This window comes from Arthrobacter humicola (genome assembly GCF_039531445.1).
Lineage (GTDB): Bacteria > Actinomycetota > Actinomycetes > Actinomycetales > Micrococcaceae > Arthrobacter > Arthrobacter humicola.
This window is the reverse complement of the sequence record NZ_BAAAQB010000001.1, coordinates 13,138-27,753: the sequence shown is the minus strand read 5'-3', so window position 1 is coordinate 27,753 and position 14,616 is coordinate 13,138. Positions and strand designations below refer to the sequence as shown.

The window sequence follows — 14,616 nt, the reverse complement described above, 5'->3', positions numbered from 1 at the left end:
CGTTGCCCTGTGCGCCGGTAGGCTGGGAGGGGTCTTGAACAGCCCCGCGGATACCCGGGGCAACAGCATGAAGTGGGGAAGAATTGCACAGCGTCCAATCAGGCAGCGTCACACCAGGCAGCACCCGAACACTCAGCGTCCCGGCCAGCAGCGGTCCCGCAACTGACCGCCGGGCACAGGCCACAGGCGGGCGGAAGATCGGCGCTGTCGACTGGATTGCCCGCGGCGTGGCGGGCCTGCTGCTCGTGGCGACGTCGGCGTGCGCCGGCCCCGGGACACTAACCCCGGCGGCCGGGACCGGCGTCGTCGGCCCCGGCACCGCGGCGGCCTCCGCCACCGCGACGGCCGGCGCGGACAGCACACCGCTGGATCCCGACACGCCCCCCGGAGTCGATGCCCCCGGCGTCGACGCCCCGCACCAGCAGCCCGCATTCGCCAGCAAGGCCCTCGCGGTGCTGGCGACGCTCCCCGTCAAGGGCCGTGCGCCGAAAACGGGCTATTCCCGTGACCAGTTCGGCCCGGCGTGGTCCGACGTCGACCACAACGGCTGCGATACCCGCAATGATGTGCTCCGCCGCGACCTCAAATCCGTCGCGCTCAAGCCCGGAACGCGGGACTGCGTGGTCCTCTCAGGCGTCCTGAACGACCCCTACACGGCCGCCGCCATCAACTTCCTGCGCGGCAACGCCACCAGCACCGCGGTCCAGATCGACCACGTCGTGGCCCTCAGCGACGCCTGGCAGAAGGGCGCGCAGCAACTCAGCCCCGGGCAGCGGCTCTCCTTCGCCAATGATCCCCTGAACCTGCTGGCGGTGGACGGCCCCGCCAACCAAAGCAAGAGCGACGGCGACGCCGCCACTTGGCTCCCGCCGAACAAGTCCTACCGCTGCGATTACGTCGCCCGCCAAATTTCGGTGAAGTCCAGCTACGGCCTCTGGGTGACTCAGGCCGAGCACGATGCCATGGCGCGGGTCCTGTCCGACTGCCCGAATGCCCTAGCGCCCACCAACCAGCCGGCCACCGCTCCCGCGCAGGCCGCCCCGGCCCCAGCACAGCAGCCGGCACAGCAGCCGGCGCCTCAGCCGGTCCCGGCGCAGGTCCAGATGGCCCCCGCACCAGCACCCGCGCCCGCGCCAGCACCGGCGGCCGGCGTGTACTACGCGAACTGCACCGCGGTCCGCGCCGCCGGTGCGGCACCCATCCACGTCGGCCAGCCGGGGTACAGCAGCAAGCTGGACCGCGACGGTGACGGCGTCGGCTGCGAGTAACTCCGGTCAGGACCTGGGCTGCTGATCAGTTCTTCTGGTGTTCATCCAGGAGCCGGGCGCAGCGGATGAAGCCCAGGTGCGAGTACGCCTGGGGATGGTTGCCCAGGTGGGTTTCCGTGCCGGGATCGTACTCCTCCGGCAGCAGCCCCGTGGGCCCGAAGAGGTTGACCAGCTGGTCGAAGAGGTCCCAGGCCTCCTCGATCCGGCCCACGGCGATATAGGCCTCGATCAGCCACGTCGTGCAGATGTGGAAGCCGCCCTCCAGGCCCGGCAGGCCGTCGTCGTACCTGTAGCGGAACACGGTGGGACCCACCCGCAGTTCCCGCTCCACCGCCGTGACCGTGGCCAGGAAGCGGGGGTCGTTGACGTCCAGCAGGCCGGAGAGCCCGATGTGCAGCACGGCTGCGTCCAGGTCGGGACTGTCGTACGCCACGGTGTAGGAGGACGCCGACTCGTCCCAGCCTTCGCGGAGGACCTCCTCGCGGATGGTCGCCGCCGTGGACTCCCAGGCCGGCAGCGGTTCCCGGCCGTGCCGGGCGGCCGTGCGCAGTGCCCGGTCCAGTGCCACCCAGCACATGACCTTCGTGTAGACATGGTGCCGCGGCGCCCGTCTGGCCTCCCAGATGCCGTGGTCCGCTTCATGCCAGCGGGCCAGCACGGCCGCGGCCATCTGAACCATCAGCTCCCAGTGGTCGTCGGAGAGCACACCCTGGCGGGCGCTGAGGGCGTCGATCAGCTCGGCAATCGGGCCAAACACGTCCAGCTGCACCTGGTGGTCGGCCGCATTGCCGATCCGGACCGGGCGTGATCCCGCGTAGCCTGGCAGGCTCTCGATGATGGCCTCGGTGGACAGCGGCGCCCCCGTCACCGAGTACAGCGGATGGAGCCATTCCGGGCCCGGGGCGTGGTCCAGGATCCGGCCCAGCCAGGCCAGGAAGCCCTCGGCCTCCGCCGTGGAGCCGAGGTCCACGAGGGCGTTGACGGTCATGGACCCGTCCCGCAGCCAGCAGTACCGGTAGTCCCAGTTCCGGGTTCCGCCGATTCCCTCCGGCAGCGAGGTGGTGGGCGCGGCCAGCACCGCGCCGGTGGGCTCGTGAACCAGGGCGCGCAGCACCAGCGCGGACCGGCGGACCAGCGACGGCTTCACGCCCGGCATCTGCAGCTCATGGACCCAGCGCCGGGAATGATGCGCGACGGCGGAGCGCCGCTCCGTCTCGTCTTCGACCACCGCAGGCTGCGGTTCGGTATCGCCGCAGCGCAGGTTGAGGACCACAGGGCCGTCCCGCAGGTCGACGTCGCCCGTGGCGGTGGCGTGCCGGCCGTCCGACGTGATGGAAAAGCTCACGCCGGGCGCCCGCAGGATGATCGGATCCGCAGTTCCCACCACGTGCAGCTCCGTCCCGCGCGCCTCCATGCTGAACGGCGCATTCGCGTAGTCCGGCCGCGGGGCGAACACGATCCGGGCCGTGCCGGTGCCCGAAAGCACCCGGACCAGGCTGGTGATGCCCGCCGGCGCCGGTTCCAGGTAGTCCGTCACGGTGACGTCGGCCCAGCGGGTTTCGACGATCATGGTGCTGTCCACGTAGCGCTGGCCCAGGACCTGCGAGGACTTCACCGGTTCCACGGAGAAGTGTCCGGCCGCATCCCCGCCGAGGAGGTGGGCGAACAGCGACCCTGAGTCCGGCAGCGGGTGGCTCATCCAGCAGATTTTCGCGTCCGGCGTGATCAGCGCGGTGGAGGATCCGTTCCCGATCATCGAATGCCGTTCCAGGCCAACGGCGTCCTCGCCGAAAAGCCACGCCCGCCGCAGCTCGAACAGTATCGCCAGGACGCGGGCGAACGACTCCGGGTCCCGGAGCCGGTGGGCCGCCACGGTTGGCCCCTCCCCCACGCGCAGCGCCATGTCCGGCCCGCGCAGCGTCGCCATGGCCAGCTCGTCGCTGGAGGCGTCGCCGGCGTAGAGTGCGGCACTGACACCGAGCACGGAGCGCAGGTGCTCCAAGGCGGTGGCCTTGGACGGTTCGACGACGGAAAGGTCCAGCACCGAGCCGTCCACGATGAAGTGCAGCCCGTGCGCCTGGGCAATGTCCGACGCCTGCCGGGTAGCCAGGGCAACGATGTCCGGCGCCGCGGACCGGGTGTGGACGGAGACGGCGACCGGCTTGCGTTCAATGGTGATGCCCCGGTAGGCCCCGACCGTTTCGGCGAGCGCCTGGTGGGTCTGCTGGAGCACGGACTCGGTGGCCAGCGAGAGGCTGTGGGCGTAGCCCATGTCGAACTCGGCACCGTGTGAGCCCACCAGATGCACCTCTGCGGGTAGCCGTGAGACGGCGGCCAGATCGCGCAGGGAGCGCCCCGAGACGACGGCGGCATGGGTATTCGGGAGGGCGGCCAGCGCCCGCAGCGCAATCGCCGCGCTGCCCAGCGGCAGGGTCTCGGTCGAGATGCCCTCCGCGGTACAGAGCGTTCCCCCGTAGTTGCATGCCACGAGCAACCCGGGAGTGCGGGCCAGGATCTTGAGCTCGGCCAGTAATTGCGGGGTCAGCCCGTCGTCGGCGGCGTCAGTCTGCACAAAGGCCCGGAGCAGGCCCAGCGGGAGCGATTTGGTCAGTAGTGCGGAGTCAGCGAGCGACTGGTTCAGCGGAGTGGGCATCGGCGCGGTCCTTCTAGTAGTCCCCAATGCCTGCATGAGATTGCCCCCGGGGGGGCATATTCCAAGTATCATCCCGGGCCGATTTCGCCGTGGTGTCCCGGCTGTTGCAAGTGTGTAACGTCTGCAAGAGCCGGGACACGCCCGGGCCACGGGCACAGGGCGTGCAACACCCGCCGCAGCCAGCGGCGCACACTGCAGATCGCACGCGCGCTGCGCGGCCAGCGGACGGACATGCCCCGCCGCTGTCACGATCAGTGGACAGAATGCCATTACGCCCGCTGATCGCGTCCAACAATGAGCATGTCCTTCAACAAACCTGCCCACGAATGGACATGCCCCACGGCGGAATGAGCGGCCGGGTATGTCCCCCTCGGCGCAAAACGTGCCAATGGACATGTCCTTTGGCACGGCTGGCCGATGGACAGGGCCCGCGAGCGGACCTTTGGCAGGGTCACCCTGACGCCGCCGTCGGAGAACCCGCCCCGGTTGCGCAGGCGCTCAGCAGTTGGCCGGCTTGTACTCGTACGCTCCGGCGTCGGCCGCTCCGCCGCCCTGGCAGCCGGCACTTTGGGTGGTCGGCCGCCCGTCCAGGTCCATGGGAAACGGACTCTCGCCCGCGCGGTCGATCGCCGGGCTCGCTCCGGTGAGGTGGAGATCGGCGGGGGGATTCACAAAGCCGGCAGGATCGGTGGTGGATGTCGCGCTTGGGACGATGTTGGTGGGGCCGTTGAGGACGTTCTGCTCCTCGGTCCATCCCGAATTATCCATCCACAGCGAGTTGCGGACCGCCACGAGGATATTGGCCCGGATGACGGTGGAGGTGGGGCACGAGGCGTGGCAGACCACAGCCTGGGAATCCGGACCGTCCAGCCACACGGTGTTGTGTTCGAACGTGGTGCCGTTGGTCGGGCCGAAGGACGACGTCGTGCCGCGCGCGATCAGCCCCATGGCCTGGCCGCAATCGGGGACGCAGGTGGACCTGATGAGGTTGTAGCTGTACGTGTTGTTGTCCGCGGCTCCGTCCCCTCCTCGCCCAATTTCGGAGAAGACGTTATTATCAACCGCCACATTGTGGTGAATTCTGTTCCGGTTGCCGTTGAAGATCTCAAATGCGCTGCCATCATGGCCAAAGTCGTAGGACAACGCGGTGGACCCGGAGACGGTGTTGCCGGAGAACTCGTTATCGCTGCCGTTGATGAGGAAGCCGAAGGCGCCGGAGTCGTCGCTGCAGTTCAGCGCCGTCGCGGTGCCACAGCCTGTCCCCGGCGTATTGACGTTCATGATGTTGTTATCGGTAAGTGTGTTGTTGGTGTAGCTGCCGAAGTCGGAGCCGTCGCTCACCTTGATTCCGGCGGCGTTGTTTGCCGCGGCGGAGTTCCGCACGGAACTGTGGTCGCCATAGACGCTGAATCCCGCGTATCCGCACGAGTCCGCCCGCAGGCCGTCCACGGCAATGAAACTGCCGTCCAGCCGGACGCAGGTGCCCGTCAGTCCACCCGTGATGACGGGCGGCTCCCCGTCGCCGAAGGCGTTCAGGGTGATCCGGAGCCGCCCTGTGCCGCTCCGGCTGACCACAAGGCCTCCGGAGAAGACGTCTCCGCGCCGGAAGCTGACGGAATCTCCAGGCTGCAGCGCGGCGCCGTTGACCTTGTCGAGGGTCTGCCAGGCGGATGCGGGTGATGTTCCGTTGCTCGTGTCGCTGCCGTCCGCGCTCACGTAGTACGTGACCCCAGCGGCCGACGCCGGCGCGGATGCATCGCCGAGCAGTCCAGCCAGGAACAGCAGGATGACCAGGGTGGCGGCGGCCGTGGGCTTGATCTTCATGGGTGCACCTAGGTTTTCGCCATGTATCCGCGGATCAGAGTGCCACCGCCGTCGGCGGACCGCATCGGCACCCTGAGGGGCTTAACGCTAAGAGCGCGCCAGCACTAAGTCAACGGAGCGGACCGCCAGCCGCGGCGGTTACGGCCCTGGCCGCGGCCGACTGAACCGAAATGTTCTTTTTTGCCACTTGACGTTCCTTATTGTGCGATTATGATATCTAATTATGTGAGCTGCTTCACGTCACCCGCGTTATTTCAAAGGAGAAATTATGACCATGCATGAGGACGCACTGCTCCGGGCTTCCAGCCAAGGCGGGTGGGACCGGCGGACGCTGCTGAAGACCTTCGGTGCCGGAGCAGTGGCCATGGCAGGCATTCCCCTGCTCACGGCCTGCACGGGCGGCAGCGCTCCTGCCAGCAGCGGCGCCAACACCGCCACGTTCGGTTCGGGTTCCTCGGATGAGGTCCCCAAGGCAGCCTACAAGGCCGTGACGGACGCTTTCGAGAAGAAATCCGGCATCAAGATCACCACCAATGTTGTGGCGCACAACGACTTCCAGAACAAGATCAACACCTACCTCCAGGGCAGCCCGGACGATGCTTTCACCTGGTTCGCCGGCTACCGCATGCAGTACTACGCCGGCAAGGGACTGCTCGCCCCGATCGATGACGTCTGGGAGAAGGTCGGTGGAAACTTCTCGGATGCCCTGAAGAAGGCGTCGACCGGCGCCGACGGCAAGATGTACCTGATCCCGAACTACAACTACCCGTGGGGCTTCTTCTACCGCAAGAGCCTGTGGACGGAAAAGGGCTACACCGTCCCCACGACGTTCGACGAACTGAAGACTCTGGCCACCAAGATGAAGGGCGACGGCCTGATCCCGATCGAGTTTGCGGACAAGGACGGCTGGCCCGCCATGGGCACATTCGACTACCTGAACATGCGCCTGAACGGCTACCAGTTCCACATGGACCTGACCGCTCACAAGGAAAGCTGGGACCAGAAGAAAGTCAGCGACGTCTTCGACACATGGAAGGCCCTGCTGCCGTTCCAGAACCCGAACTCCCTCGGCATGACGTGGCAGGACTCCGCTAAGTCCCTCGCGGACAAGAAGTCGGGCATGTACCTCCTCGGGTCCTTCCTCACCCAGCAGTACACGGACAAGGCAATCGCCGACGACATCGACTTCTTCCCGTTCCCCGAGATCGCGGTGGAGGGCCGGGATTCCATCGAGGCGCCCATCGACGGACTCCTCCTCTCCAAGAAGGGCGGCCAGAACCAGGCCGCCAAGGACTTCCTGGCCTACGTAGGCACCCCGGAAGGCCAGGATGTGTACGCCTCGGTGGACTCGTCCAACATTGCCACCGCCAAGGGCGCGGACACCTCGAAGTTCACGCCGCTCAACAAGAAACTGGCCGATGCCATCAGCGGCGCCAAGAACATCAGCCAGTTCTTCGACCGTGATGCCCTGCCCGCCATGGCCAACAACGTGATGATCCCGGCCCTGCAGACCTTCATCAAGGACGGCACGGTCGACGTCAAGAACCTGGAAGCCCAGGCCAAGTCCCTGTACGCCGCCCAGTAGCGGCGTGTCCCGACACGCATTTCCTGCGCGCCTTTTCCCCAGCAGTTATCAAAGCAAGGAATCTCCATGAGTGTCTCTACCAATCCGTCGGCGCGGGGGCGCAAAGCAGTTGCCCCCGCGCGGCGGGTTCGGCGGCTGTCCCGCCGCGACAAACTGGTGCTCGGCCTGATGGTGGGCATCCCCACGCTCATCCAGCTCGTCCTGGTCTGGATCCCCACCCTCATGTCGGTCGGGCTGTCTTTCACCCGCTGGAACGGGCTGGAGCTGACCGACATCAAACCCGCCGGGGCCGAGAACTACCAGTTCATCGCCCAGGACTACCCGCCGTTTTGGCCCGCCATGCAGCACAACGTGCTGTGGCTGGCGTTCCTGGCCTTCGTCGCCACACCGCTGGGGCTGCTGCTGGCCGTGCTGCTGGACCAGAACATCCGCGGCACCAGGATCTACCAGAGCATCTTCTTCGCCCCGGTGATGCTGTCCCTGGCCCTGATCGGGATTATCTGGCAGCTGTTCTACAACCGTGACAGCGGCCTCTTGAACTTCGTCCTCGGCACGGCAGGCACGCCCCAGGCCGTCGACTGGTTCGGGGATTCCAGCGTCAACATCTGGGCGGCCCTCTTTGCCGCCACGTGGCGGCACGCCGGCTACGTCATGATCCTGTACTTGGCCGGGCTCAAGGGAGTTGACCCCACCCTGCGCGAAGCGGCCCAGATTGACGGTGCCAACTCGGTCCAGACTTTCTTCCAGGTGATCTTCCCGGCCATGCGCCCGGTCAACGTCATCATCATCGTCATCACCGTCATCGAATCCCTCCGGGCCTTCGACATCGTCTACGTGATCAACCGCGGCACCAACGGCCTGGAACTCATCAGTGCCCTCGTCATCCAGAACCTGGTGGGCGAGGGACAGGTGATCGGCATCGGCTCCGCGCTGGCCGTCATCCTGCTCGTCATCTCCCTGATCCCCATCACCTTCTACCTGTCCCGCGCGTTCGGAAAGGACAAAGAGGCATGAGCATCGCCCATCCAACCGATGCCGCTGCGGCAGGCACCCCGGCCGATGCCGGGCCCCGCAGCTCCGGCGCTGGCAGCACCGGCCCCCGGCCCGGCCGCCCGGCCAACAACAAACAGGGCAAACGGCACTACGGCACGCACGTCTTCCTCATCGTCATGGCCGCGATCTGGCTGGTGCCCCTGGGCTGGGCCATCTTCACGGCTCTGCGCCCCAAGGCGGACACGGACAAATACGGCTACTTCAGCACCGGCGGCGCCTTCAACTTCGACAACTTCACCCAGGCCTGGACCCAGGGCGGCTTTGGCCAGCTGTTCTGGAACTCGGTGCTCATTACCGTCCCGTCCGTGTTCCTGATCCTGTTCTTCGCCTCCATGATGGCGTTCGCCGTCAGCCGCGTGAGCTGGAAGTTCAACATCACCCTGCTGATCATGTTCACCGCCGGAAACCTGCTGCCCCCGCAGGTGCTCGCGGCCCCGCTCTTTGAAATGTTCAAGCACTTCGAGCTGCCGTACGCCATCAGCGACTCCGGAAACCTGCTCAACACCTACATCAGCGTGATCGCCGTGGACACCGCCTTCCAGATCGGCTTCGTGACCTTCGTGCTCTCGAACTACATGAAGGCCCTCTCCCCCGAACTCACCGAGGCGGCCCTTGTCGACGGTGCCGGCGTCTGGCGCCAGTACTGGGACATCATCCTGCCGCTGTGCCGGCCGGCCCTGGCCGCCATGGGCACCCTCGAAGTGATCTTCATTTACAACGACTTCTTCTGGCCCCTGCTGTTCATCCAAAGCGGCGACCGCCTTCCGGTCACCACCGCGATCAACAACCTTCAAGGCCAGTTCCTTTCCAACTACAACCTGATCGCCGCCGGCGCCATGATCACGGCGGTTCCGGCCCTGGTCATCTATCTGCTCCTGCAGCGCCATTTCGTGGCGGGCCTGACCCTCGGCTCCAGCAAAGGATAAAAGTGGACAACACCGTCAACGACACCACCCCCAATAACTCAGCCATGGACTACATCACCGCCCGCCTCGGCTCCGAGGGTTCCCCGATGCTGGCCTTCGGCGGCGACTACAACCCGGAGCAGTGGCCCGAGGAGACCTGGGACGAGGACGTCCGGCTGATGCGAGAGGCCGGCGTCAACCTGGTCAGCGTCGGCATTTTCAGCTGGTCCCTCTTGGAACCGTCCGAGGGCGTCTACGAGTTCGGCTGGCTGGACCGGGTCCTGGACCTGCTGCACGCCAACGGGATCCGCGTGGACCTGGCGAACGCCACGGCGTCCCCGCCGCCCTGGTTCAGCCACAAGTACCCCCAGTCGCTGCCGGTAACGGCCGACGGCGTGCGGCACAGTTACGGTTCCCGGCAGGCCTTCGCCGCCTCAAGCCCCGAATACCGCCGGGCCGCCGCGGCGCTGACCGAGCAGATCGCCTTCCGCTACAAGGACCATCCCGCCGTCGTCATGTGGCACGTCCACAACGAATACGGCTGCCACAACCAGCCGGACTTCTCCGACGGCGCCGCCGCCGGTTTCCGGCGCTGGCTCGAACACCGCTACGGCAGCCTCGACGCGCTCAACGCCGCGTGGGGCACCGCGTTCTGGTCCCAGCGCTATTCGGCCTGGGACGAGATCCTGCCGCCGCGGACCTCCGGGACCTGGGTCAACCCGACCCAGCAGCTGGACTTCGCCCGCTACTCCTCCGACGAACTGCTCGAATGCTACAAGGCCGAGGCAGCGATCATCCGCTCGCACTCGGGCCATCCCGTGACCACCAACTTCATGGGCTTCAACATGGGCCTGCACCAGCCGGTGGACTACTGGCGCTGGTCCGAGGAGATGGATGTGGTCTCCAACGACCACTATCTCATCGCCGAAGATCTGCGGAACTTCCAGGAGCTGGCGGCCACTGCGGATCTCACCCGCGGCTGGGCCAAGGGCAAGCCGTGGCTGCTCATGGAGCATTCGACGTCGGCCGTCAACTGGCAGCCCCGCAACATCGCCAAAGCCCCCGGCGAGATGCTGCGCAACTCCCTGCAGCACGTTGCCCGGGGCGCCGACGGCGCGCTCTTCTTCCAGTGGAGGGCCTCGCGTGCCGGAGCCGAGAAGTTCCATTCCGGGCTGCTGCCGCACGCCGGCACAGACACCAAGATCTGGCGCGAAGTGGTCCAGCTGGGCCAGACGCTGCGCAGCCTGGCCGAAGTCAGCGGCTCGGTGGTCACGGGAGCATCCGGCCGCGTGGACGTCGCCATCCTCCACGACACCGACGCCCGTTGGGCCTCGGAGCTGGACTCGCATCCGAGCGTCGACGCCTCCAACATCGCCGAAACCCGGCGCTGGCATGATGCCTTCTACCGGGCCGGCATCCCCACCGACTTCCGCCAAAGCACCGACGACCTCTCCGGCTACCGGCTCGTCGTCGCGCCGATGCAGTACCTCATCAGCGATGCCGGGGCGGCGAACCTGGACGCGTACGTGCGCGCCGGCGGCCACCTCGTGGTGACGTATTTCTCCGGTATCGTGGACGAAAATGACCACATCAGGCTTGGCAGCTACCCGGGCGCGTTCAGCGGCCTGCTCGGCGTGCACATGGAGGAGTTCTTCCCGCTGCGCGCCGGGGAAAGCGTCCGGCTCAGCGGCTTCGGCGCAGGCAGCTGCTGGAACGAACTGGGACGGGCCACCACAGCCGAGGTCCTCGCTGCCGTGGATGAGGGACCGGCCGCAGGTTCGCCGGCCGTGACCCGCAACCGCGCCGGAAGCGGCCGCGCCTACTATGTCGCCACCACGCTCGCGCCGGAGGGCCTGGGCGAACTGCTCACCGTCGTCTGCGCCGATGCCGGGGTGCAGCCGCTCGTTACGGACCTGCCGGCCGACGTCGAAGTTGCCCGGCGCAGCAAGGACGGGACCGACTGGACGTTCTGCATCAACCACGGGGCGCACGACGTCCGGCTCCCGCTGGAGGGCGTTGATGTGCTCACCGGCACCGAGCTCGACGGCGGGCTCGGCCTCGCCGCCGGAAGTGTCGCCGTCGTCCGTTCACGTGCCGCCCAACTGGTCGGCACGTCCGCCAGCCAATCAATCCAGTCAAACCACTCACGCCCGTAAGGACTCCACATGTTAGCCGCAGCCCGCCATTCCGCCATCCTCGCGGAGGTCCAGCGTGAACGGATCGTCCGTGTCGCGGACCTCGCCAAGATGCTCGGCGTCTCCCTGATGACCGTGCGGCGGGACATCGAGGCCCTCGACGCGGCGGGCGCGGTGGAGAAGATCCACGGCGGGGCGAAGCTGCCGGGCGGGGCCAGCACCCACGAGCCGGGCTTCGAGCTGAAGGTAACCCAGCTCAAAGACGAAAAGATGGCGATTGCGCAGGAAGCAGCCGCCCAGGTGCGCGAGGGCACGGCGGTGGGGCTCAGCGCCGGCACCACCACCTGGGCGCTGGCGCAGTTGCTGTCCGCCGGGCCCCGGATCACGGTGGTCACCAACTCGGTGCGGATCGCAGACGTCTTCCACCAAAGTTCCTCCCCGTCCACCGTGATCCTCACCGGCGGCGAGCGCACCCCCTCCGATGCCCTCGTCGGGCCGCTGGCCACCTCCTCGCTCAAACAGCTGCACCTGGACGTACTGTTCCTCGGCGTCCACGGGGTGGATGCCGACGCCGGGTTCACCACTCCGAACGTGCTGGAAGCCGAAACGGACCGCGCCTTCGTCGCCGCGGCCCGCCGGGTGGTGGTGCTGGCCGACCACACGAAGTGGGGCACCCTGGGCATCAGCACCATCGCCGCCCTCGAAGACGCTGACGAACTCATCAGCGACGACCTCCTGGGCAGTGAGGCCCGACGGATCCTCGGCGAGCGCGTCGGCCGGCTCCGCCTGGCGCCGACAACGATTGCCCAGAGCGCCGCCTCAGGCTGACCGGCACGGCCCCGCCCATCCCCAAACCACTACGCCTGGAGCTACCGTGAACAATCCGGACCTGACTCTTGTCCCCGAGACCCGTTCCCCCTTGGGCGTCCCGCATGTGGAACCGCTCTACCTGCGCCGTTCCGGAACGTCCCTGCTCGTCGACTTCAGCACGGGCGAGCCCGCCATGCTCCACTTTGGCGCCGACCTCGGCCCGGCCCTGCCGGACCTGTCACTGCTCGGCGACGCCGTGCCGCACTCCGCCCTCGACATCCCGGTTACGCTGGGGCTCATCCCGCAGGCGTCCTCCGGCTGGCGTGGGCGTCCCGGCCTCCGGGGCCACCGGAACGGCCAGGCGTTCTCAGCCTGCCTGCGGGTTGTCGCCGTCGAACGGGCGGAAGGGGACGGGTGCTCCGCCGTCATCACCCAGGCAGACACGGATGCGGGTGTCACCGTCCGCACGGAAGTGAGGATTAACGACGGCGGCCTGCTGCAGCTCCGCCACCGGCTCCACAACGACGGCGCGGATCCCTACAGCCTCGACGAACTCGCTGCCGTGCTGCCGCTGGGCCGCGCCGCCACCGAGATCCTGGACCTGACCGGCCGCTGGTGCCGCGAGTCCCACCCCCAGCGCCTGCCGCTGCGCCAGGGAACGTGGGTCCGCTCGGGCCGGCACGGCCGGACGGGACATGATGCCTCGCTCCTGCTGGCCGCCGGGAGCGCCTGCTTCGGCAACCGCCACGGGCAGGTCTGGGCCGTGCATCTGGGCTGGAGCGGCAACCACGAGAGCTTCGTTGATGCCTCAGCGGACGGCCGGACCGTTATCGGCGCTTCGGAGCTGCTCGGCGGGGGCGAGATCACCTTGGCGGCAAACGCCAGCTACGAGACCCCGTGGTTGTTCGCGGCGTACTCCGCCGCCGGGCTGGACGGCATCAGCGATGCCTTCTACGCCTGGTTCCGCGGGCGCCCGCACCACCCCGGCGTGCGGTCCGGCAAAGCCCGGCCCGTGGTGCTCAACGTCTGGGAAGCGGTGTATTTCGACCACCGGATGCCGGTGTTGCTCGACCTCGCCGAATCCGCCGCCCGGCTGGGTGTGGAACGCTACGTTCTCGACGACGGCTGGTTCCGCGGCCGGCGCAACGACACGGCGGGCCTCGGCGACTGGTACGTCGACGAGGACCTCTGGCCCGAGGGGCTGAGCCCGCTGATCGATGCGGTCACCGGCCACGGCATGGAATTCGGGCTCTGGGTCGAACCCGAAATGGTCAACGAGGACTCGGATCTGGCCCGGGCCCACCCGGACTGGATCGCCGGACCGGCTCCGCGGGCCGCCGGCGGCAGCCCGGCGGCAGGGGGCGGCCAGCCCGTTCCCGGCGGCCCGGCCGGCCGGCTTCCGGAGCGCTGGCGGCACCAGCAGGTGCTGGATCTCGTCAATCCGGAGGCCTGGCAGTACATCTTCGACCGGCTCGATGCCCTGTTGAGCGAGTACCGGATCAGCTACCTCAAATGGGACCAGAACCGGGACCTGGCCGAAATGGGCCATGCCGGCCGCCCCTCGGTGCATGCCCAGACACAGGCCGTGTACCGCCTCCTCGACGAGCTCCGCAAAGCCCACCCGGGCGTGGAGATCGAAAGCTGTTCCTCCGGCGGCGCCCGTGTGGATCTCGGCATTCTCGAACGCACCGACCGGATTTGGGGCTCGGACTGCAACGATGCCCTGGAACGGCAGACGATCCAGCGGTGGACCGGCATGGTGGTGCCGCCGGAGCTCGTCGGATCGCACATCGGGCCTACCACAAGCCACACCACCGCCCGGACGCACGACCTCTCCTTCCGGGCCATCACGGCCATGTTTGGCCACTTCGGCCTCGAATGGGATGTCCGGCACCTCGCCGATTCCGAGCGCACCGAGCTTGCCACGGCGATCGCACTGTTCAAGAAGTACCGTCCCCTGCTGCACAGCGGGCGCATGGTGCGGGCCGACGAACCGGATCCGTCCCTCCGGCTCCACGGCGTCGTGTCCCATGACGGCGGCGAGGCCCTCTACGCGCTGGTGTCCGTGGCGACGTCGTTCGCCGAAGTCCCCGGGAGGGTCTGCCTGCCGGGGCTGCTGCCGGACGCCGGGTACCGGGTGGACGCGGTCTACCCGGCGGCCGACGATGGCCGGGCGTTCCTGCAGGCGGTGCCGCCGGGGTGGCTCGGGGGCGGCGTCGAGGCGACCGGCCGTTTCCTGGCGGAGTCCGGCCTGCCGATGCCCGTCCTGAACCCCGAGCACGGGCTGCTCCTGTCCGTCCGCCGCGTCACCGCTGCTGAACCGGCCTCCGAACCATCCGGCGGACCCGCGGCTACGGGCGGCCACCCCGTGAGGGGCTCCTAG

Annotated in this window: 9 protein-coding genes; 7 read left to right on the top strand and 2 right to left on the bottom strand. The window is 67.7% G+C overall.

From position 1 onward, the window contains the following. Positions 1 to 83 precede the first annotated feature (83 nt). Positions 84 to 1,268: a GmrSD restriction endonuclease domain-containing protein gene (locus tag ABD243_RS00095; RefSeq protein ID WP_344360655.1), complete on the top strand. Its 1,185-nt coding sequence runs from the start codon at positions 84 to 86 to the stop codon at positions 1,266 to 1,268. Between the two features lie 25 nt (positions 1,269 to 1,293). On the opposite strand, the gene ABD243_RS00090 is transcribed toward ABD243_RS00095, so the two are convergent. Further along, complete coding sequence (locus ABD243_RS00090) at positions 1,294 to 3,921, bottom strand: trehalase-like domain-containing protein (protein ID WP_344360652.1); 2,628 nt, start codon at positions 3,919 to 3,921, stop codon at positions 1,294 to 1,296. A 498-nt stretch (positions 3,922 to 4,419) separates the two neighbouring features. After that, positions 4,420 to 5,745 carry a right-handed parallel beta-helix repeat-containing protein gene (locus ABD243_RS00085; RefSeq protein WP_344360650.1) on the bottom strand — a complete coding sequence of 442 codons (1,326 nt, stop codon included), beginning with the start codon at positions 5,743 to 5,745 and terminating at the stop codon, positions 4,420 to 4,422. A 268-nt stretch (positions 5,746 to 6,013) separates the two neighbouring features. Here ABD243_RS00085 and ABD243_RS00080 point away from each other — a divergent pair, with 268 nt between their 5' ends. The 6 genes from ABD243_RS00080 to ABD243_RS00055 all read left to right on the top strand — a co-directional run bounded on the left by ABD243_RS00080 (position 6,014) and on the right by ABD243_RS00055 (position 14,616). Beyond that, positions 6,014 to 7,330 carry an ABC transporter substrate-binding protein gene (locus tag ABD243_RS00080; protein ID WP_344360647.1) on the top strand — a complete coding sequence of 439 codons (1,317 nt, stop codon included), beginning with the start codon at positions 6,014 to 6,016 and terminating at the stop codon, positions 7,328 to 7,330. A 66-nt stretch (positions 7,331 to 7,396) separates the two neighbouring features. After that, positions 7,397 to 8,344 carry a carbohydrate ABC transporter permease gene (locus ABD243_RS00075; protein ID WP_116767912.1) on the top strand — a complete coding sequence of 316 codons (948 nt, stop codon included), beginning with the start codon at positions 7,397 to 7,399 and terminating at the stop codon, positions 8,342 to 8,344. Further along, entirely contained in the window at positions 8,341 to 9,309 is a 969-nt protein-coding gene (locus ABD243_RS00070) for a carbohydrate ABC transporter permease (protein ID WP_344360640.1), read from the top strand. Before ABD243_RS00075 ends, ABD243_RS00070 begins: the two co-directional genes overlap by 4 nt. Positions 9,310 to 9,353: 44 nt before the next feature. Continuing rightward, positions 9,354 to 11,444, top strand: a complete 2,091-nt coding sequence (locus tag ABD243_RS00065; RefSeq protein WP_425547090.1) for a beta-galactosidase — start codon at positions 9,354 to 9,356, stop codon at positions 11,442 to 11,444. Positions 11,445 to 11,453: 9 nt separating this feature from the next. Beyond that, on the top strand, positions 11,454 to 12,251 hold the full coding sequence (locus ABD243_RS00060) for a DeoR/GlpR family DNA-binding transcription regulator (protein ID WP_344360634.1): 798 nt from the start codon (positions 11,454 to 11,456) through the stop codon (positions 12,249 to 12,251). A 106-nt stretch (positions 12,252 to 12,357) separates the two neighbouring features. After that, entirely contained in the window at positions 12,358 to 14,616 is a 2,259-nt protein-coding gene (locus ABD243_RS00055; protein WP_344360800.1) for an alpha-galactosidase, read from the top strand.